Here is a 19,975-nt window from a genome sequence, read left to right as displayed (position 1 = left end):
ATAACTTATTGTAACATAAAATGTTATTATTACTGTCTATTTTAAATGTTAATTAAATAAAGGAGGGTGCATTATGTCAGTTATAATAAAGCATAATAAAAAATTTATTATAGATAGAACTTTACCGGAAATTATGAAAAGATCAGAAAAGATTCATGAAAATATGATAAAAAATTTTTTAATATTATTAAAGGAAATAGGGGTAGATCTAATAGAGATAAATAAGAGTACTTTAAATAAAATTAAAAATTTGCCTAGAGACCTAGATTATATATACAGTATAGATGATATTTGCGATATATATTTTTTAAATAAATGTGAACTTAAATTTAAATATATAGCTGTGGATTATAAAAAGGCTGTTACTTTTAATGAGGATATTTTAAATAAACTAAAAGATAAGAAAATAATACTTGAGGCAGACATTAAAATTTTGGATAAATTGCTCTCAAGTGAAAGTAATGAAATTTTTAATAAGTTAGACATAAGCTGTGTGAGAATAAAGGGTGTTGTAAAATACAATTTATCAGGATGGAGCGGATTAATAGAAAATATAAAAACTCATTTTTCTACAGATGTGGACTTTTGTCCGGATAATAGGTTTTATATGGCAACGGCAATAGCTGTGGAAGCTTGTTCAGATGGGGCGGATTGTATAACAGCAGCTTTTAATGGACAAATTTATGGATTTGCATCTCTAGAGGAAGTTGTCTTAGGACTTAAAGTGATAAAAGAGGGTGAAGTATCCGGAAATTTAAAATTAATAGGCGAACTGGCAAAAGTATATACACAGCTGACAGGGGAAAAAGTCTACTGTATGAAAGCTGTAATTGGAGAAGATATCTTTAAATATGAATCTGGTATTCATGTGGATGGAATAGCAAAAAATCCATATACCTATGAACCGTATAATCCCTACGATATTGGAGAAAAGAGGACCATGTATATAGGAAAACATTCAGGGAAAAAAGCAGTAATGCTGCGTCTTAAAGAGTTAAATATAGACTATGAAGGAATTAATGGAAATAATTTTTTAAGTAAAATAAGGGAAGTAAGCATTAAATTAAAGAGAAATATTTTTGATGAGGAATTAATTCAAATTTATAATGATTTTAAAAATACCTGTTTACAATAAGATAGTTTTGTTGTCACATATATAAATGTAAGTTGTCCACTGAGTAAAACTGGCTGTCATCTAGCTGGAATTTGCAAATTTGAAAAGTCCGTGAATTACACATTGAAAAAAATTGTGCATTGTGAATTGTTAATTGTGCATTGAAAAAGAGGGGGGATGTAAAATGAATGTTAATATTGTAGATACCACTTTGAGAGATGGAGAACAAAAGGCTTGTGTAGCATTAGGTATAAAAGAAAAAGTAGAAATCGCTAAAATTATAAGTGATATGGGTATTACCCAGATAGAAGCGGGGATTCCATCCATGGGGGGAGACGAAAAGATAAGTATTGAAAAAATTGTAAGTCTCAATTTGAGCAGCAAGATATCATCATGGAATAGGATGAACATAGTTGATATAAACCATTCTATAGATTGTGGCGTAGATATAATTCATATATCCATTCCTTCATCAGATCTTCAAATCAAATCCAAATTGGGGAAAGACAGAGCCTGGGTTGTAAATGCTATAAAAAAATGTGTTGATTACACTTTGGACAAAGGATATGAGGTATCTGTGGGATTGGAAGATGCCAGCAGGGCAGATATAAGTTTTTTAGTTGAATTATGTGAAACTGTTTTTCAAATGGGAGTAAAGAGAGTTAGATATGCAGATACAGTAGGTATTTTATATCCGGGGAAAATTTTTTATCACATAGATAAATTGAGACAGGAGGTGCCGGTAGAAGTAGAAGTACACACACATAATGACTTTGGAATGGCGCTTGCTAATTCTTTGGGAGCAGTAGAGGCCGGAGCTGCATTTGTAGATTGTACTGTTACTGGTATAGGAGAACGTGCCGGTAATTGTGATTTTGTAAAGTTTGCTAAAGTTTTATATATGCTTGAAGGCTACAAGGTGTCTTGTAAAGATTTTGATGATTTAATGGAAATGGAACAACAAATTAAAGATATTATAAAATTGTCAGAGTAATTATTTAAACATTAGCTCTAGGTTATTAGTATTTGTCTTATTTATACCAAATAATATAAGGTAACTTTTTTATATGTTTATTTGTATGGAAATAGGAAGGAGATTACTATGGGGATGTACATGGTAAGTTATGATTTAAGCCATCCGGATTATAATAACGAAAAAGTGAAAGAGGCTATACAAAGTTATGAAGATTGGTGCCATTATCTGGATATAACTACCTACGTAATAAAGACTTCTGCATCTTATGAAGATATAAGAAATTCTTTGAGTAAATTTTTAATAGGTACTGACAGGTTAGTTATTTGTGAAATTCCTAATCCTGAAGTGTGGGTTACAAATAAAAAGTTAAATTGGAAAAATAAAGCCTATGATGCCAGACATAAAAAAGATAATTATAAACTGGCAATTTCAAGCAAGACAGGTGAGAATATAGATGAACATTTTGGACATACTGATAGATTTTATATTTATTCCTATGGTAAAAATGGCATTAATTTTATAGAAATAAGAAGAGTCTATAGGCACGGTATAGGAGTTGAGGAATGTGGTAACCATGATGAGAAAATTTCTAAAATATTAGAAATTGTAGAAGACTGTGATATTGTGCTAACTTTAAAAATAGGAGTAGAGGCTATGAAGAAACTAAAGCAGAAAGGTATTAAAGTAATTCAGATAAATACAACTGTAGATGAAGGAATTGAGAAAGCTTTAGAAGAGATTATAATAATGAATTAAATTGTTAAAATATTATTGTGAAAGGGGGATAGTATACTAAATTTATAAATATATTACAAATTTAGTATAGGGATTATGAATAAAGAAATTGCAGTATTAGAAAATGATAATGGAGAAATAGCTTCTTTTTTAGAACCAGGTGTAGTTAAAATATATACTAAACAAGATAAAGACTGGAAAATAAAAGATGAAATAATTTTTTCAATATACAAAATAACTGATGTAAATTTAATTCGAGAAAGAATTATAAAGATGGTAGAATCTCTAGGACAATGCAAAATTTTTGTAGGAAGAAAAATTGGAGGAATTCCCTACAGCATTTTAGAGAGATTTGAAGTGAATTCATGGGAAATAACCGGAAGGCCTTATGAATTTCTAGATCATGTCATGGAAACAGAGGAGGATGAAGAACGTAAATTATTAAAATCTTCTCCACAATCTCAAGATAAGTGTGTATGTGAACCTGTTAAGATTGGGCAAGAAGGACATTATTTTTTAGATCTTATTAAGGTACAACAACAGAATCCAAATATTACTACCAAACAAATATTACTTCCATTTTTCAAGAATCAAACCTTTTCTGAATTGGTAATAAACTGCAGTCATGTCCCAAAGTGGTTTGAAAAAAAGTTGGATAATTTTGGTTTAAAGGCTGATGTTGAAATAGAAGAAAAGGGCCGGCTTAAAGTAACTGTTAAATATAAGACATGTTGAGGTAATCAGGCCTATTTTACAATAATTCAATAGAAAAAGGATTTATTAGGTAGTGTAAAACAACATAATAAATCCTTATTTTTTAACAGATAATTCTTATATTATAAAGCCAGTACACCTGTTTCTGAAGTTCTTATTCGTATAACCTCAGTAACATCTTTTACAAATATTTTCCCATCTCCTGGGTTATGAGTTTGATTTGTGCTGATAATTATATCTACTACTTCTTGTACATCCTGGTCATTTACCATTATTGTAAACAATCTTTTTGATATTAGTCTGTGTTGTTCAGACAAATTTTCTGCTTGCTGTCTATTTATAGATATCTCACCATTAGATACCTTAAGATCTACCATTTTTTTACCGCGTCCAAGAACTTTTCTACAGGTAAAACAAGGAAATCCCGCTTTTTTCAAATTAGCTGCAGTTTTACTCACCATATTCATTCTAATAATAGCGTTAATTTCTTTCATAGTGTCATCTCCTTTATTTAAAGTTCTTTAGAGCCTGTACTTATTGTGTAAACTTCCTCTACAGGTGCTGTGAAAATTTTACCGTCTCCAAATGCCCCTTCTTCTCCAGTTTTTGCTGTGCGTATTATAGTATCTATTATTTCATCTTTGTCATTGTCATCAATAACAATCATGAGCATTTCCTTAGGAATTTCATCATAATGTATGGAACCCACTTGAAGCCCCTGCTGTTTGCCCCTTCCTACAACATCATATTTTGTAACAGCGGGAAAACCTGCATTTGAAAGTGCGGATAAAACTGACTCTACTTTTTCTGGTCTTATAATAGCTTTAATCATTAACATAGAATTTCCTCCTAATAAAAGTTATTTATTTTATGAACGTTCTTGATTTGAACGTTATTATCTTTGATTTTAGATATCAACTATAATATTTAAGAGTATCTAAATTTTCCATATATCATCGAAACATCTTTTTCTGTTTTTTATATTTCCTTTACTGCAGGTATAGCAAAAAATTTTTTTTGCTTCCCGCCTTGTAATGTTACACTCTGGGTTGTGTCTTATCCAATGAATAATATTTTTTAATCTGAACATATTAATATCATTTATTCCTGTATTTAAGAGTCTTTTAATTATTGGCTTAAGTCCGCCCTCGTCAGACATAAATATAGTTATACTTAATGCTTTTGCAATGGCTAGTGAATACACTTCTCCTAAATGGCCGTGTCTTTTACAGAGATTTTCAAGGCCTATATACTCTTCACATAAAATTTTAAATGAATCCTTGTACACACTATATCCAATCTTATCAAGTATATTTTTTGGATATAATATCTCTAATTTTTTCATGGCTATCAGTTGTTCTAGCTGCTCTCTTTTTGTGAGAATCTCTTCTTTATAAACATATTCATGTATGTAGGCCTTATCTGTTATATTATCAATGATTTTTATAAAAGCATTTATGTCTTCAAATTGTACTAACTTATAATAAATATCCGCATCTAAAATTAAACAGCTGTATTTTCCATTATAAGTCATAAGGTATCTCTTCTAACCCTTCTTTTGAAAGATGTTTAGGTAATTTTTTTTTCACACCAAGTTTTTCAGGTGTCAAATCAAATAATTTTAATACATATTTTAATTTATCATAAGTTCTTACGGTCATCTCATAAGAATTAATTGCTAAATCGATAAAATTAGAGAAGCTTTTAATTCTTGTTAGTTCGTTGTTCCTAGAACACAAACCAAGTCTATTTTGTAATTGAAATATGGAATTATTACAATTAATATTAATTAATTCTTTATATTTTTCATAGGATATTTTACTTATACAATATAATTTTAGTACCATAGGTTTATAAGGAAATAAAAATATATCCATTAGCCTTATAATATCTTCTATAGTTATAGAATCTAGTTTATTTATTTTCATTTTTAGAAGTTGTGATTCTAAAATTATATCTTTTACCAATAACTCAGAGGCAAAATAATTTGCTAGCAGTTCATTTTTATCTATGTTCTCCACACTATCAAATACATAATTAAATATTTTATCCTCTACAAGAAGCTCTTCATGATCTCCGGCAATACCAATAATATGTGCAAATTCATGAGCTGCTGCAAATATTTGTATCTCATAGGGCATGAAGGTATTTATAAAGATAATATTTTCTTTGAAATGATTATTGTCTATTTTAATATAAAAAGCACACACATTATCCTTGATAGGATAATAGAGTACTTTACCTACTGATTCTAATAGCTTAAACATATCATCTTTTATTATAGGGTTAATGATGTGATTTTCTTCTATCAATATATTAATTTTGGATTTGATACTTTTGATGTCATTTTCCAGAAGTATTTTTTTTAGATAATTTGAATTCATGCAAATCTTCCTCCATATTTATATATTCTTCAATTATAAAATATATAAGTTTAAAATTATCTTTATTATAAAAGCTGTTAACGAATTTTTCAGATAAATTATCTTCACAGTAAATTTTTTTCTCTTCCCTTAAGAGCTTTTCTGGATCTACATCTAAAGTATTTGCAATTTTAGTTATTTCAACAGCATTTAGTGCTTTCTTACCTTGTACAATTTGTTTAAATACCTCATCTGAAACTCCAATCTTATGGGCAAACATAGATTGAGTCCAATTTTTTTTGTTAAGTTCAATAAGAATGCTATTTCCAATTACTTCAAAGAAATTCACTACAAGCACCTCACCATTATTTTTGACCTTCAGATGATATATTTTCTATTTAATATCAGTCCTTAATGTTCAATAAAGTATGATAAATATTTTTTACAAAACATAATAATTTGGTATTAAAAATTATATTATACAATATAAATGGATGTTTTAAATATATTTTATATTGTTTCGTATTATTATATTTTTTATTTTGATAAAAGTCAAGTTGTTGTAATGGATTTTCATTTAAAACGAGATAAGTTTTTATTATGGAATTCCAAAATAATATAGTAAATCGTTTGTAAAGCCAACGTATAATTAACTATTTATCAATAAGTTATGGATTTTTTGATAAATAATCAAAATACTATTGCAATTTACGAAACATTACATTACAATATTAACAATATAATAATATAATGTTTTATACAAATTAAAATAAATTCGAATAAAAATGCTATGTGATATTATTACTATTAAAGATTAGAAGAGAGGATGTGTAAATAAAAAGAGTAGAGTTTTAGATAATTAATAATATATCAATTTAAATGCTATGTTTCTGATATATTATTAATAATAATATATTTATTTTAATAATATACTAATCAAACTATTGCCTTTTTAGAAAAAATGTGGTATATTTTCATATAATTATTATTCAAAATCATACTAACACTTTTTATAAGAATCTAAAAAGATTGATGTTCAATCAATATTTTATTGTTAGATAGTTATATTGGTAATTAATTTAGAAATATAGAAAAATAATTGTAATTAGGTTGTAGATAATTTAGATAGGTCAATATGAACATAGGAGTATACCTCTTAGTTTTGTGAAGGAAATGCCAAGAGATATACTCAAAAAATGAGTTAGAACATGCCAAATTCTAACCGTATATACTAAAATTATACCATAAAAGAGCAGCAGGTTCAATATAGTTTTTAAACTGCAATTGGTAATCTAAGGTAAATATAAAAGATTCTGAATGAAAAGCTGATAAGGAGATGATTGAGTTGAAAAATAAAAATTTAAGGGCTATAGATTATAATCCATGTGAAATCTATGTTCCAATTAATAGGGAGATGAAATCAAATATACATCCATGTTTTGGAGATAACGCTCATAAATTTGCCAGAATGCATATACCTGTGGCTCCTAAATGTAATATAAGCTGTAATTACTGCAGTAGAAAATATGATTGTGCAAATGAAAGTAGACCTGGAGTTACAAGTGAAATTTTAAGTCCGGAAGAAGCCCTTGAAAAATTTAAAGTAGTTAAAAGTAATATGAAAAATCTAACTGTTGTAGGCATAGCAGGTCCTGGGGATGCACTGGCAAATTTTCAAGAGGTAAGAAAATCTTTAACACTTATAAGGGAAGAGTCCCCTGAAACTATATTTTGTCTATCAACTAATGGTCTTATGCTTCCACTTTATGCAAATGAACTTATAAAACTTGGGGTATCCCATGTCACAGTAACCATAAATGCTGTAGATAAAAAAATAGGAGCAAAAATATATAAGGAAGTTAACTATTTAGGCCATAAATATGTGGGGGAAGAAGGGGCAGAAATACTTTTAGATAACCAGCTTAAAGGTCTTAGGTATTTATGTTCAAATGGCATAGTGTGTAAAGTAAATATAGTTATGCTTAAAGGAATAAATGATAAGCATATAAAAGAAGTTGTTAAAAAGGTTAAAGAGTGTGGGGCATATATGACAAACATAATGCAGATGATACCAGTCCCAGGAAGTAGATTTGAACATTTACCTCTGGTTTCAAATATAGAGTTGAATCAAATGAGGAAAGAATGTGAAGTTGATATAAAGCAAATGTACCACTGCAGACAGTGTAGGGCAGATGCAATAGGCACTTTATCCCAAGATCGCTCTATAGATTTTAGAAATGCAGGATGTGGAATCTGTGAAAGTAAAAATTCTGTTAAAGTAGAAAAACATGATCTTAAAAAGTGTATATCTAAAGGCAAAAAGTATAAATTTGCAGTTTCATCCAAATCAGGTATTAATATAGATCAACATTTCGGACATGCTGATGAATTCTACATTTATTCATATGATTCAGGTACTGTGAAATTTTTGGAAAAAAGAGATGTAAATAAATATTGTACAGGAATTCAGGACTGTGATGAACATGATGATAAAATTTCAAGAATAATTAAATCTATAAAGGACTGTGATGCAGTGCTTGTACTCAGAATTGGGCTTGATCCAAAAGAAAAATTAGAAACAGAGGGAATTAGAGCTATAGAGATGTATGATCCTATAGATAAAGGTATTCTCCGGGCTGTTCAGAAATTTGAAGAAGTTGACTGTCAGTTATCTTCTGTTATTGGAAAGTAACAGATGTAACTATAAATTATTAACTATTAATTAAATAGGGAGGTGATATCTATTAGTTGAAAGTGGAAAATCAATATAAAGCTTAATTATTTTAATATTTATAATTTAAAGGGGGAATAAAAAATGACAAGAAAGATAGCATTTTATGGTAAAGGTGGAATAGGTAAATCAACTACACAGCAAAATACAGCTGCAGCACTGGCTCATTTCTATGGACAAAAAGTTTTTATTCATGGGTGTGATCCCAAGGCAGACTGTACACGTCTGGTACTTGGAGAACTGACCCAGAGTACAATAATGGATACACTTAGAGAAGAAGGGGAAGATTCAATAACAGAAGAAGCTGTTATTAAAACAGGATTTAAAGGCATCCGCTGTGTTGAATCTGGAGGACCTGAACCTGGTGTTGGCTGTGCAGGAAGGGGTGTTATAACCTCAATTAATTTAATGGAAGAGCTTGGAGCTTATTCTCCTGATCTTGACTTTGTGCACTTTGATGTTTTAGGTGACGTTGTATGCGGAGGATTTGCAATGCCTATTCGTGAAGGAAAAGCACAGGAAGTATATATTGTTGCATCTGGAGAAATGATGGCAGTATATGCGGCAAACAACATTTGTAAGGGAATACTGAAATATGCAGATCAAGGTGGAGTGAGATTAGGTGGTATTATATGCAACAGCCGTATGGTTGATAAAGAGTTAGAACTCATGGAAGAATTTACTGATGCCATAGGTACTCAACTGATTCACTTTATACCTAGGGATAATATAGTTCAAAAGGCAGAGTTTAATAAACAGACAGTAGTGGAATATGATGCTGACTGCAATCAGGCAAAGGAATATGGAGAATTAGCACGTAAAATCATAGAAAATAAAAATTTTGTTATACCTAAACCTTTAAAAATTAATGACCTGGAACAAATGGTTATTAAATATGGTCTATTAGATTAATTGAAAATTCCCATGTATGCTTAAAGTCTGCCAGGTTCTTAATGAGTCTAATTGTTGTAAATACCTCCTCCTCTTTTGTATATTATTTAGAGATTTAAAGATATATGAATTAAAAGTATGAACAGAGTGGAGGTAGTTTACTTCAAATAAAGTATAATATTTAAAAATTAAGGAGGTATGTGAAAAATGCCATTAAAGTTATTTAAGTGTGATGAAACTATTCCAGAGCGAAAAAGACATTGTTATGTGAAGCAGCCTGGAGAAGACACCACAATGTTTTTACCTGATGCAAATGTAAATACCATTCCAGGAACACTTTCTGAAAGAGGCTGCAGCTTTTGCGGATCAAAGCTTGTTATAGGTGGAGTTCTCAAAGATACAATTCAGATAATTCATGGTCCTGTGGGATGTGCATATAACACATGGCACACAAAGCGTTATCCAAGTGACAATGATAATTTTCAGCTTAAACATGCATGGTCAACAGATGTTAAAGAAAGGCATGTTGTGTTTGGCGGTGAAAAAGTATTAAAGCAAAGTATGCTGGAAGCTTTTGCTGAATTTCCAGATATAAAAAGAATGATAGTGTATACTACTTGTGCCACGGCATTAATAGGTGATGACCCTAAAGCAGTTGCAAGAGAAGTGCAGAAAGAATTAGGGGATGTAGATATATTTTGTTCTGAATGTGCCGGGTTTGCAGGAGTTAGCCAGTCTAAAGGACACCATGTGTTCAATATTAGCTGGATGAATGAAAAGGTAGGAACTTTTGAACCTGAAATCAAAAGTCCATATACCATAAATCTTATTGGAGATTATAATATTCAGGGAGACAGCTATGTTCTGAGCAGATATCTTGACAGGATGGGAATCCAAGTGATAGCCCATTTTACAGGTAATGGTACCTATGATGGCCTCAGGTCCATGCATAAGGCCCAGCTAAGTGTAGTTAACTGTGCCAGATCTGCAGGGTATATAGCCAATGAATTGAAAAAAACATACAATATTCCTCGTATTGATATTGATTCATGGGGCTTTGATTATACTGCAGAAGGACTGAGAAAAATAGGAACATTCTTTGGCATAGAGGATAAAGTAGAGGAGCTAATTTCTGAAGAATATGCAAAATGGAAGCCAAAACTTGACTGGTACAAAGAAAAATTGAAGGGTAAAAAGGCTTGCATATGGACAGGTGGACCAAGATTATGGCACTGGACAAAATCCCTTGAAGATGATTTAGGTGTAGAAGTTGTGGCAATGTCGTCAAAATTTGGACATCAGGAAGACTTTGAAAAAGTAATTGCAAGAGGAAAAACGGGGGCAATTTATTTAGATGATGCCAACGAATTGGAATTCTTTGAGGTTTTGGATGAAGTTAAACCGGATGTGATATTTACAGGTCCTAGAGTTGGTGACTTAGTTAAAAAACTGCACATACCATATATTAATGGACACGCATATCATAATGGACCTTACATGGGATTTGAAGGTTTTGTAAATTTGGCAAGAGATGTATATAATGCTACCAGATCTCCACTTTGGGAACTTGCCGGAGAAGATATAAGAGAGGTGTAGGGATATCTATGAAAAACAGAGTAGAAGAATTATTTTCGTTTATTCAAGAACGTTATTTGTGGCAATTTTATTCTCGTTCCTGGGATAGGGAGGAGAATATAAAAGGAATTTTGGATGCTACATTTGAAATTTGTACAGGTAAGCACGTGAAAGATGAGACATTAATGGATAAATATTTCTATACTGAAGGAAAAGCATTTTCGGAAGTTATAAAAAAGAAATTTCCGTGGTTTTTAGAACTTGATGAATCAGAAAAAAAATCTGTAATTAATGACCTTCAGATAAAATTGTTAGATGTAGTAGTAACAAGATCGTTAAATGCCGAATTAAAAAATCCAAATTATTAACAAATTAGAATAGAGGTGATAGTATGTCCTTAAAAATAAAAGAAAAAGAACGGGCGGGAATAGTAAATCCAATATACAATTGTCAACCTTGTGGTGCGGAGTTTGCATCCATCGGATTAAAGGACTGCATTCCTTTAGTGCACGGTGGACAAGGATGTTCAATGTTTGTCAGACTGTTATTTGCACAGCATTTTAAAGAAAATTTTGAAATGGCATCATCTTCCATACATGAGCATGCAGCTGTTTTTGGCGGAAAGAAAAATGCTGAAGAAGGAATTCAGGTGCTTGTAGACAGGTATCCAGACTTAAGAATAATTCCTGTTGTTACTACTTGTTCAACTGAAACCATAGGTGATGATATTGAAGGTATAGTAGAAATTATGAATAGGAAGCTAAAGAAATCACATCCTGATAGAAAAGTTACCCTTATTCCGGTTCATACCCCAAGTTATAGTGGGAGCCATGTTCAGGGTTATAATGTGGCTATAAAAGCATTTGTCAATGCTTTAGCAAAAAAGGGGGAGCCAAATGGTAAATTAAATATTATAACTGGATGGCTGAATCCCGGTGATGTAGCTGAAATTAAGCATATATTAAAAGAAATGGACGTAGAGGGAAATATACTCATAGATACAGAAACATTTATGGCACCGATTATGCCAGATAAATCCAGATTTGCATATGGGAATACAACAGTAGAGGATATAGAAGATTCTGCAAATTCTCTTGGTACTATAGCCTTATGTAAATACGAAGGAGGTGCTGCGGCTCAGCTGCTTGAAACAAAATTTAAAGTTCCAGCAGTAATTGAGGATATACCTATTGGTATAAAAAATACAGATAAATTTTTGAAAAATATCAGTAAGATAACAGGTAAGCCAATACCACAATCATTAGTTGAGGAACGTGGATTAGCCATTGATACCATGGTAAATCTGGCTCATATGTTCTTTGCCAATAAAAAAGTTGCAATTTATGGTGATCCTGATTTGGTTATAGGACTTGCACAGTTTTGTTTGGAATGTGAATTAGAGCCTGTACTTCTTTTACTGGGAGATGATAACAAGGCTTATCAAAAGGATCAAAGATTAACTGAAATAGAAGAGAGTGCAAATTGTGATATAGAAGTAATATGGAATTCTGATTTGTGGGAATTAGAGCGCAGATTAAAGGATAAATCAATAGAGGTAGATTTAATCATGGGACATTCTAAAGGCAGATTTATGGCAATAGACTACAAAATTCCTATGGTTAGAGTGGGATTCCCGACTTTTGATAGGTCAGGTTTATGGAGACATCCTGTTATTGGATACAAAGGTGCTATGCTGCTGGCTGACATGATTGCTAACACCATGTTTGCTGATATGGAAAACAAGCATGATAGAGAATGGATTTTAAATACATGGTAGTTCATAATAAATCAATAAGCTAATAATTTCAAGTATATTGCCCATTTGACTAACAATCAATTAGTTATTAATGGGCAATATGCTCAATTAATTAAATTCTCAGGGGGTGCATTTTATTGAATAGTATAAATGATAGTATTGTTTTTCATGGTAAATTGAGTAGATTATACCGTTTAGCTAAAGAAGGCAAGATTAAAACTAATCTGCAGGGCAGCCATACTCGTCCCTGTAAGTTTTGGACAGCTACGAAAATTTTAAGTGGTATAAGGAATTCCATTGTTATTGCCCATGGCCCCAGCGGATGTGCCTATGGAGTTAAACAATCATATAAGTTAACCAACAGTAGAAACAGTGGTGCCCCTTATGAGGCAGTAGTTAGTACCAATATGGATGAAAAATATGTAATATATGGAGGAGAGAAAGGGTTAAAAGGGGCCATTAAGGAAGTAGATAATAAATATCATCCGGATGTAATTTTTATCGCTACCAGCTGTGCGACTGGGATTATCGGGGATAACGTGGATGCTGTGGCAGATAAAATAAAGGATGAGATAAATGCCAAAATAATGCCCATACATTGTGAAGGATTTGCAGGAGAATATAGAAGTGGATTTGATCTGGTATTTAAACAAATTGTAAGATTTATGGACCCTCCTACTGAAGAAGAAAAAGCTAGATTAGCACATTCTGTAAATATTGTAGGAGGTAAAATGGGACCTGAAAGAACTGAAGTGGATACAGATGTAAAAGAACTGGTAAGGTTGATAAAAGGAATGGGTGCAGAGGTTAATTCAGTTATTGCAGGCAATTGTACTTTAGAGGAAATTAAAAGGGCACCGAGTGTTGCTGTAAATTGTACTCTTTGTCTTGATTTAGGCTATGCTATAGGAAACGCTATGTTAGAGGAATATGGAACTCCATTAAACTCCACGATATTGCCTTATGGTATTAGTGCCACTAAAAAATGGTTAAAAGGTGCAGCTAAAAAATTAGGAATGGAAAAAGAAGCTGAAGATTTAATAGAAAGAGAATATAATGAAATAAAAGATGAATTTGAGGAAGCTAAAAAATTTCTTCAAGGGAAACTGGCTATTGTTGAGGGACATGATGCTATTAAATCATTATCCATTGCACATATGCTTGAACGTGATCTTGGAATGCGTCCAGTTATATTTAATTTTCATCCCTGGAGTACAGAGGCAAGGGAAACCAGTATAGATTACTTATTAGAAACTGGATTGGATCCTGAGGTTTTAATTACAAAAGGTACTATTGCTTTTGGTAAATATGAATCCATGAAGCAGACGGAAGAGGAATTGCTGGCTTTTCTTGGGGGACTCAGTGAGGATTCAGCTGTTTATTTTGGCTCTTCTCTCAGCTTTCCAACCATACCTTTGGTGGATTTAAATGCTATACTGAATCGTCCGAGATTTGGATTTAGGGGGGCACTTAAAGTGGCTAAGTGTGTTAAAACAGCACTGGAATATTCTTTTAGGCCAAGGAGTTCATTATCTAAAAGAATGGTTTTTCCTGAAAAGTCAGGCCTTGCATCTATCCAATCATTAACACCTAAGCTAGGTCAAGATATGCCTGATTGTACAGTATATGCACATAGGAGGAGAGGCAAATGTATGATGAGTTAAAATTCCATAATTGTGAGCACAGCAAGGATCCGGTTTTAGGATGTGCTCTTGAAGGTGTTGCCAGCGTAATAGCAGGAATAGATGATGTGAGTATTGTTATTCATTCACCACAAGGTTGTGCAGCAACAGTGGCAAATGCATATGATTTGCATGAGATAGATTTTACCAGGAGAAAAGTAGGCTGTACCCGTTTATTTGAAACAGATGTTATTATGGGAGCTTCGGAAAAACTTAAGCAGCTTATAAAAGATGCGGATAATACTTTTAGTACTAAAACTATGTTTGTGGTGGGTACCTGTGCTGCGGATATAATTGGTGAAGATATAGAAGGGATATGTAAAAGTATGCAGCCCGAGGTAAAGGCAAGACTTATACCTATAGTTGCAGGGGGATTTAGAGGTAACAGCTATGACGGACAGGATATAGCGCTAAATGCCATTATACCTCTTATAAAGAAAAGTAAAAAGAAATACAAAAATAGTGTAAATATTATATCACCGCAGGCAAATTTAAATCCTACATGGTGGGAAGATCTAAATTGGGTAATTAAAACTTTAAATTCATTAGGGATAAATGTTCAGGCAGTTCTTCCACATAATACTTCCATGGAAGAAATTGAAAATTCAGCTTCAGCTTCAGCTAATATACTTTTAAGCCATGATGCAGGTTATCAGTTTGCAAAAAAAATGGAGAAGATACATCATATACCTTTAATTCTTTCTGATATTCCACTGCCTATTGGTACAGAAAATACTGCCAGGTGGCTTAGGGCAATAGGCATGCACTTTGGTGTTGAAGACAAAGTGGAACAAATAATTAAAGAAGGAGAAGAAAAAGTAATAAGTTTACTGAGAAAGAGGGCACTTATGATAATTCCACGTTATCGGAACTGCAGGATTGCCATATCTGCAGATGCTACTATGGGAATTGGCCTTGTGAGAATGTTATTTAAAGAATTAGAAATGATTCCTGAAATTATAATGATAAAATCAGATAAAGAAGAAGCAAAAAAAGTACTCAACTGGGAGCTAAGCACCCTGGGTATTTCACCCAAGGTGGCATTTTCTGTAGATGGATATCAGATTAAAAAAGGATTAAGTGATTTTTATGTTGATACAGTTATTGGTTCTGCCTGGGAGAAGTACATGGCAGAAGAAATAGGAATAAAGGTTGCCTTTGATGTTTTAAATCCCACAAATAGAGATATATATGTGGATAGAGCATATTTGGGATATGATGGTATGCTTAACATTCTGGAGATCATGGGCAATGATTGGGAAAGGGCATACCGTTCAAAGGAGATTAGCTGGGCACAATATGAATAATTTTTATTAGCTTTCTCCTATGATTTTTCCTGTTTCACTTGTATCATATACGTCAATACCTTGAATTTCCATTTTAAATTCCTGGGAATTTAGAACGGAAAGTATTGCTTGAATAATTGGAGAATCAAAGTCTTCTTTTTTTATAACTAAATCACACTTTTGTTTCTGTATTGGTATAAACTCTATATTTTCTACTTGGGAAGCAGTTTTCTGCGTTCCCACAGCAATGTCTGCCTCACCCCTGGATACAGCACTGGCTGCAGCAAAATGAGAAAAAACTTCTACATTATAGCCATTGATAAGTTTTCCGGATATTTCAAGCTTTTTAAATTGTTCATCCATAAGTATACGTACACCAGAACCTTTTTCTCTATTCACCATGACAATGCCAGGCTTTGTTAAATCATCCCATGAGGATATATTTTTAGGATTTCCTTTTGAGACATAAAAACCCTGCATGTGACAGGCAAGACGGACAATTACACAGGGAATACCAGGTAATAATCTGCGGACATAAGGTATATTGTAGATGTTATTGTCTGAATCCCATAGATTGCAAGAAGTAGCAGAAACATTGCCTTTATAGAGGTTTATTAACCCATCATAACCTCCTATATATCTCCTTAGTACTTGAAATTCATTTGGGTAATGTCCCAGGTGCTGTGTCAATACATCAAGAAGCAGTTCCTGGCCGCATATTATAAAATTTTTGTCTTCCATTAACGGCTGTTGAGGTATTTGAGTCTTAGGTTCAGTAACAGGATTAATAATTTTAATATTATTAGTTCTGCTTTTATTTTTATAATATTCAACATCTTCAATATCAACACGAACCTTTCGGCCAATGCGATAAGAAGGCAATTCACCTTTTTTAATCAAATCATATACTGTATTTTTTGATATATCTAAAAGTTCCGCTACTTCTTGTGCGGATAATGATGTTTTATCTTTCATAGAAATGATCCACCTTTTTAATAAAATAATATGAATTGAACCACTTTAAATTAAAGTAGTAATCGTTAAGCATATTATCTACTATTTCATAGTATTTTGCAAGGCTAATGTTATTTGTTAAAGCTCATATAACATAGGAATACAAAATGTTATATGAGCTTTTTAATTCATGAATTTATTTTTTAGGATTCATTATATCTTCTAGATCTTCACTGTTTACATTATAATCATAATATGTTTTGTAAAATTCTTCTACCTCTCTATTCATATCTATATCTGTAAACATGTCAGGGTATAAAGTTTTAGCTGCCCATAATACTTGTAATGCATTATCACCACTTCTTGCACACCATACATTAACACCTTTGGGATTTATATAAACTTTATTATTTTTAACTGCATTAATGTCTTTAAATCGCTCATCTTTTAAAATTGCATCTTTGTTAGGTGCATCTCTGACTATAATTACATCAGGATTCCATTGGACTACATTTTCCATAGAAACAGTTTGAGACATACCTGTAACTCCATTTTGTGCAGCTGTGTTTATGCCCCCAGCTATTTCTATCCAGGAAGTAACTATTGAGTTATTTCCATCGGTACTTAAAGGGCTATCTGCTGAATAATACACTTTTAACTTGTCATTGTCAGAAATAGATGAAGTTTTTTCAGTAATACGTTTTATATTAGAATCATAATAGGAACAAAATTCAGAAGCTTTTTTAGTTTCTTCTTCTCCAAGTAAATTTCCCATTAAAGTTACAGACTTTTTAAGTTCTTCTGGTGTATCGTAGGATATTATAACTACAGGTATATTTAATTGTTCTATTTTTTTCTGAAGTGCTTCTTTACCCGACCATAATACAACTACATCTGGTTTTGATTTAATAAGTTCTTCAATATTCACTTCTTTATCAAAAGGTGCCGATACTGTTTCTATTTTAGGATAAATTTTTATATACCAGGGATTAGATTTAATAGAAGGCAATGTTGCAACTATTTTATCAGCACCTCCTATCATCACTGCTAATTGAGTCATTGCCGTTCCATTTATGGCTATTCGGTTGACATGGGAAGGTATAATTACTTTCCTTCCTGACATATCTGTAATAGTTCTTTTAGTAGATTGTGTACTCTCACTCTGGGTTTGTTCAGATTGTTTATTTGTACATCCTGCTGACCACAGCACTAAAGTCAGTATTATTAAAAATATATTTAACAGTTTAAAACTCTGTTTTTTCAAAGTTGAACACATCTCCTTACATAATTCATAAATTAATCGGTATTATCTATTAATTTCTAGCAATAGTTAGTTGGTTAGCAAAGGTATACATGCCTTTATAGGTTCACCTTGGCTATTTACTGTACTGGTAATTTTTACATCAACTCCATAAGCTGACCTTAAATTTTCTTCCGTAACCACATTATCTACATTGCCCACAGTAAATATATTATTTTTCTGCATCAATGCTACTTTGCTGGAACAGAGAAAAGTATGATCAGGAAAATGTGTAGTCATAATAACTCCTAAGCCTTTTTTTACCAGGGAGTTGATCTGCTCAAGTACTCTGATTTGGTTACCAAAATCCAAATTAGAAGTAGGTTCGTCCATAACAAGAATACTTGGCTGCTGGGTTAGCGCTCTTGCTATTAAAACCATTTGCCGTTCTCCTCCACTGATTTCTGTATAAATTTTATCCTTTAAAAATGATATTCCTAAAGTTTCTAGAGATTCTTCTGCAATAGCTATATCATTTTTTGAAGGTGATGCAAAAGCTCTTAAATGAGCAGTACGCCCCATGGTAACAACATCAAGTACAGAAAAGGGGAAGGGAGGGGTATGGGCTTGAGGCACATACCCAATAGCTTTAGCTAGTTTTTTCCTAGACAAATTGTTGATATTTTCTCCATCTAAAATAATCTCTCCGCCTTGTAATTTCAAAAAGCCTAAAATAGTTTTAAAAAATGTAGTCTTGCCTACACCGTTAGGTCCAAGCAAACATAGTGTTTCTCCAGATTTTACATTTACAGATATACCTTTAACCACAGCTTTGGATCCATAACCGCAAATGGCATTTTTAATTTCTAGCTTCATATCCAACCTCTCCTTCCTTTCAACAATAGATAAATGAATATAGGAGCACCTATAATGGCTGTAAGTATCCCAAGGGGGATTTCCACAGTAAATGCACTGCGGGCTACATCGTCTACTAAAAGTAGAAAAGTACTTCCAATAAGTATAGAAGCAGGCAATAAGAGCTTATAATTGGGTCCTACCAGGAGCCTAGCTATATGTGGAATAATAAGTCCTACCCAGCCTATCATCCCACTGACTGATACAGATGATGCTGTAAGCAAAGTTGAACAAATGATGACTATTATACGAATTTTACGGGTGTCTATTCCCATGGCCTGGGCTTCCTCTTCTCCAAAAGAGAGAACATTGAGTTTCCATCTTAAAAGCAATATAGGAATGATTCCCAAAATTAGTGGAATAATTAGAATCATTACATCTCTTGTACTGACAGAAGAAAGGCCTCCCATAAGCCAGAAAGTAATGGCCGGTAATTTGCTTTCTGGATCAGCTATATATTTAGTAATAGAAATAAAAGATGAAAACAAGGTGGAAATGACCATTCCTGTAAGTACAAGTACTAAAATGGCATTATTTCCTCTACCTATAATACTGGCGATTGTGTATGTAAGGATTACAGCTGCAAGTCCTACTAAAAAGGCAGAAAACTGTATACCTACAATGTTGAAAGACATTAAAATAGCAATAGCAGCTCCAAAACCTGCACCAGCAGAGGCACCTAAAATATCTGGAGAAACCATGGGATTCTTGAATAACCCTTGATATGTGGCACCTGCTGTGGCTAAGGCAGCTCCCACCATCATTGCAGCAATAATTCTAGGAATACGAACTTGAAATAAAACCGTTTCTACAGTTTGAGGCCAGGTTATAGGAAGATTAAAAAGCTTGCCTGCAAAAATATCAAATAATTGAGAAAGTGGAATGCCATATCTTCCAAGAGTAAGGGATAATATGAAAGCAATTACAGGCATTAAAACGAGAATAAGCATAACATTATTTTTTTTGATTTTTTCTTTTTTTATGGAATTAGACATACATATTGATATTCTTGCTTTTTGTTCTATTTCACTTACACTTTTCAT

The 19,975-nt window shown here is 32.3% G+C and carries 19 protein-coding genes and 1 pseudogene; 11 read left to right on the top strand and 9 right to left on the bottom strand.

The window, feature by feature from the left end; genetic code table 11:
• The first annotated feature begins 73 nt into the window (after window positions 1–73).
• The 4 genes from BS101_RS10685 to anfO all read left to right on the top strand — a co-directional run bounded on the left by BS101_RS10685 (window position 74) and on the right by anfO (window position 3,560).
• Window positions 74–1,135 carry a homocitrate synthase/isopropylmalate synthase family protein gene (locus BS101_RS10685; protein WP_073538811.1) on the top strand — a complete coding sequence of 354 codons (1,062 nt, stop codon included), beginning with the start codon at window positions 74–76 and terminating at the stop codon, window positions 1,133–1,135.
• A 163-nt stretch (window positions 1,136–1,298) separates the two neighbouring features.
• Entirely contained in the window at window positions 1,299–2,108 is an 810-nt protein-coding gene (locus BS101_RS10680) for a homocitrate synthase (RefSeq protein WP_073538810.1), read from the top strand.
• A 108-nt stretch (window positions 2,109–2,216) separates the two neighbouring features.
• A complete protein-coding gene (locus tag BS101_RS10675; RefSeq protein ID WP_073538809.1) occupies window positions 2,217–2,846 on the top strand; it encodes a NifB/NifX family molybdenum-iron cluster-binding protein in 630 nt (209 codons plus the stop codon).
• A gap of 75 nt (window positions 2,847–2,921) precedes the next feature.
• On the top strand, window positions 2,922–3,560 hold the full coding sequence (gene anfO, locus BS101_RS10670) for a Fe-only nitrogenase accessory protein AnfO (protein ID WP_073538808.1): 639 nt from the start codon (window positions 2,922–2,924) through the stop codon (window positions 3,558–3,560).
• 101 nt (window positions 3,561–3,661) lie between these two features.
• Here anfO and BS101_RS10665 read toward each other — a convergent pair whose 3' ends face one another.
• The 5 genes from BS101_RS10665 to BS101_RS10645 all read right to left on the bottom strand — a co-directional run bounded on the left by BS101_RS10665 (window position 3,662) and on the right by BS101_RS10645 (window position 6,251).
• Window positions 3,662–4,033, bottom strand: a complete 372-nt coding sequence (locus tag BS101_RS10665) for a P-II family nitrogen regulator (RefSeq protein ID WP_073538807.1) — start codon at window positions 4,031–4,033, stop codon at window positions 3,662–3,664.
• Between the two features lie 17 nt (window positions 4,034–4,050).
• The gene (locus BS101_RS10660; protein ID WP_073538806.1) at window positions 4,051–4,377 is read right to left on the bottom strand and encodes a P-II family nitrogen regulator; all 327 of its coding nucleotides are present in this window, start codon (window positions 4,375–4,377) and stop codon (window positions 4,051–4,053) included.
• A gap of 99 nt (window positions 4,378–4,476) precedes the next feature.
• Entirely contained in the window at window positions 4,477–5,073 is a 597-nt protein-coding gene (locus BS101_RS10655; RefSeq protein WP_073538805.1) for a hypothetical protein, read from the bottom strand.
• The gene (locus tag BS101_RS10650) at window positions 5,063–5,923 is read right to left on the bottom strand and encodes an ImmA/IrrE family metallo-endopeptidase (RefSeq protein ID WP_073538804.1); all 861 of its coding nucleotides are present in this window, start codon (window positions 5,921–5,923) and stop codon (window positions 5,063–5,065) included. The genes BS101_RS10655 and BS101_RS10650 overlap by 11 nt, the downstream gene beginning before the upstream one ends.
• The gene (locus tag BS101_RS10645; RefSeq protein WP_242951453.1) at window positions 5,883–6,251 is read right to left on the bottom strand and encodes a helix-turn-helix domain-containing protein; all 369 of its coding nucleotides are present in this window, start codon (window positions 6,249–6,251) and stop codon (window positions 5,883–5,885) included. The genes BS101_RS10650 and BS101_RS10645 overlap by 41 nt, the downstream gene beginning before the upstream one ends.
• Before the next feature lie 1,056 nt (window positions 6,252–7,307).
• Here BS101_RS10645 and nifB point away from each other — a divergent pair.
• The 7 genes and pseudogenes from nifB to BS101_RS10610 form a co-directional block, all read left to right on the top strand.
• Window positions 7,308–8,594, top strand: a pseudogene (gene nifB, locus BS101_RS10640) (nitrogenase cofactor biosynthesis protein NifB); the annotation flags it as partial.
• 123 nt (window positions 8,595–8,717) lie between these two features.
• Window positions 8,718–9,545, top strand: a complete 828-nt coding sequence (nifH, locus tag BS101_RS10635) for a nitrogenase iron protein (protein WP_073538802.1) — start codon at window positions 8,718–8,720, stop codon at window positions 9,543–9,545.
• A 186-nt stretch (window positions 9,546–9,731) separates the two neighbouring features.
• Window positions 9,732–11,120 carry a nitrogenase vanadium-iron protein, alpha chain gene (gene vnfD / locus BS101_RS10630; RefSeq protein WP_073538801.1) on the top strand — a complete coding sequence of 463 codons (1,389 nt, stop codon included), beginning with the start codon at window positions 9,732–9,734 and terminating at the stop codon, window positions 11,118–11,120.
• A gap of 8 nt (window positions 11,121–11,128) precedes the next feature.
• Window positions 11,129–11,467, top strand: a complete 339-nt coding sequence (locus BS101_RS10625; RefSeq protein ID WP_073538800.1) for a Fe-only/vanadium nitrogenase subunit delta — start codon at window positions 11,129–11,131, stop codon at window positions 11,465–11,467.
• Window positions 11,468–11,490: 23 nt separating this feature from the next.
• Window positions 11,491–12,876, top strand: coding sequence for a nitrogenase component 1 (locus tag BS101_RS10620; RefSeq protein WP_073538799.1), 1,386 nt, complete (start codon window positions 11,491–11,493; stop codon window positions 12,874–12,876).
• A gap of 116 nt (window positions 12,877–12,992) precedes the next feature.
• A complete protein-coding gene (locus BS101_RS10615) occupies window positions 12,993–14,519 on the top strand; it encodes a nitrogenase component 1 (RefSeq protein WP_073538798.1) in 1,527 nt (508 codons plus the stop codon).
• The gene (locus BS101_RS10610) at window positions 14,504–15,844 is read left to right on the top strand and encodes a nitrogenase component 1 (protein ID WP_073538797.1); all 1,341 of its coding nucleotides are present in this window, start codon (window positions 14,504–14,506) and stop codon (window positions 15,842–15,844) included. Before BS101_RS10615 ends, BS101_RS10610 begins: the two co-directional genes overlap by 16 nt.
• 6 nt (window positions 15,845–15,850) lie before the next feature.
• Here the strand turns inward: BS101_RS10610 and BS101_RS10605 are convergent, their stop codons facing one another.
• The 4 genes from BS101_RS10605 to BS101_RS10590 form a co-directional block, all read right to left on the bottom strand.
• Window positions 15,851–16,798 (bottom strand): helix-turn-helix transcriptional regulator, encoded by a 948-nt coding sequence (locus tag BS101_RS10605; protein WP_073538796.1) that lies wholly within the window; start codon window positions 16,796–16,798, stop codon window positions 15,851–15,853.
• A 175-nt stretch (window positions 16,799–16,973) separates the two neighbouring features.
• A complete protein-coding gene (locus BS101_RS10600) occupies window positions 16,974–18,041 on the bottom strand; it encodes an ABC transporter substrate-binding protein (RefSeq protein WP_073538795.1) in 1,068 nt (355 codons plus the stop codon).
• Window positions 18,042–18,107: 66 nt separating this feature from the next.
• Entirely contained in the window at window positions 18,108–18,893 is a 786-nt protein-coding gene (locus BS101_RS10595) for an ABC transporter ATP-binding protein (protein WP_073538794.1), read from the bottom strand.
• Window positions 18,890–19,975, bottom strand: a complete 1,086-nt coding sequence (locus tag BS101_RS10590) for a FecCD family ABC transporter permease (RefSeq protein ID WP_073538793.1) — start codon at window positions 19,973–19,975, stop codon at window positions 18,890–18,892. Before BS101_RS10590 ends, BS101_RS10595 begins: the two co-directional genes overlap by 4 nt.

The sequence above is a fragment of the Clostridium kluyveri genome (genome assembly GCF_001902295.1).
GTDB classification, from domain to species: domain Bacteria; phylum Bacillota; class Clostridia; order Clostridiales; family Clostridiaceae; genus Clostridium_B; species Clostridium_B kluyveri_B.
Note: the sequence above shows the minus strand (reverse complement) of the source record. Positions and strands in the feature narration are given on the sequence as shown.

What these genes read in the sequence shown, in the direction of transcription:
- BS101_RS10685 (WP_073538811.1), top strand. Translation starts at nt 74, where the DNA reads ATGTCAGTTATAATAAAGCATAATAAAAAATTTATTATAGATAGAACT.
- BS101_RS10680 (WP_073538810.1), top strand. Translation starts at nt 1,299, where the DNA reads ATGAATGTTAATATTGTAGATACCACTTTGAGAGATGGAGAACAAAAG.
- BS101_RS10675 (WP_073538809.1), top strand. Translation starts at nt 2,217, where the DNA reads ATGGGGATGTACATGGTAAGTTATGATTTAAGCCATCCGGATTATAAT.
- anfO (WP_073538808.1), top strand. Translation starts at nt 2,922, where the DNA reads ATGAATAAAGAAATTGCAGTATTAGAAAATGATAATGGAGAAATAGCT.
- BS101_RS10665 (WP_073538807.1), bottom strand. Translation starts at nt 4,033, where the DNA reads ATGAAAGAAATTAACGCTATTATTAGAATGAATATGGTGAGTAAAACT.
- BS101_RS10660 (WP_073538806.1), bottom strand. Translation starts at nt 4,377, where the DNA reads ATGTTAATGATTAAAGCTATTATAAGACCAGAAAAAGTAGAGTCAGTT.
- BS101_RS10655 (WP_073538805.1), bottom strand. Translation starts at nt 5,073, where the DNA reads ATGACTTATAATGGAAAATACAGCTGTTTAATTTTAGATGCGGATATT.
- BS101_RS10650 (WP_073538804.1), bottom strand. Translation starts at nt 5,923, where the DNA reads ATGAATTCAAATTATCTAAAAAAAATACTTCTGGAAAATGACATCAAA.
- nifH (WP_073538802.1), top strand. Translation starts at nt 8,718, where the DNA reads ATGACAAGAAAGATAGCATTTTATGGTAAAGGTGGAATAGGTAAATCA.
- vnfD (WP_073538801.1), top strand. Translation starts at nt 9,732, where the DNA reads ATGCCATTAAAGTTATTTAAGTGTGATGAAACTATTCCAGAGCGAAAA.
- BS101_RS10625 (WP_073538800.1), top strand. Translation starts at nt 11,129, where the DNA reads ATGAAAAACAGAGTAGAAGAATTATTTTCGTTTATTCAAGAACGTTAT.
- BS101_RS10620 (WP_073538799.1), top strand. Translation starts at nt 11,491, where the DNA reads ATGTCCTTAAAAATAAAAGAAAAAGAACGGGCGGGAATAGTAAATCCA.
- BS101_RS10610 (WP_073538797.1), top strand. Translation starts at nt 14,504, where the DNA reads ATGTATGATGAGTTAAAATTCCATAATTGTGAGCACAGCAAGGATCCG.
- BS101_RS10605 (WP_073538796.1), bottom strand. Translation starts at nt 16,798, where the DNA reads ATGAAAGATAAAACATCATTATCCGCACAAGAAGTAGCGGAACTTTTA.
- BS101_RS10595 (WP_073538794.1), bottom strand. Translation starts at nt 18,893, where the DNA reads ATGAAGCTAGAAATTAAAAATGCCATTTGCGGTTATGGATCCAAAGCT.
- BS101_RS10590 (WP_073538793.1), bottom strand. Translation starts at nt 19,975, where the DNA reads ATGAAAAGTGTAAGTGAAATAGAACAAAAAGCAAGAATATCAATATGT.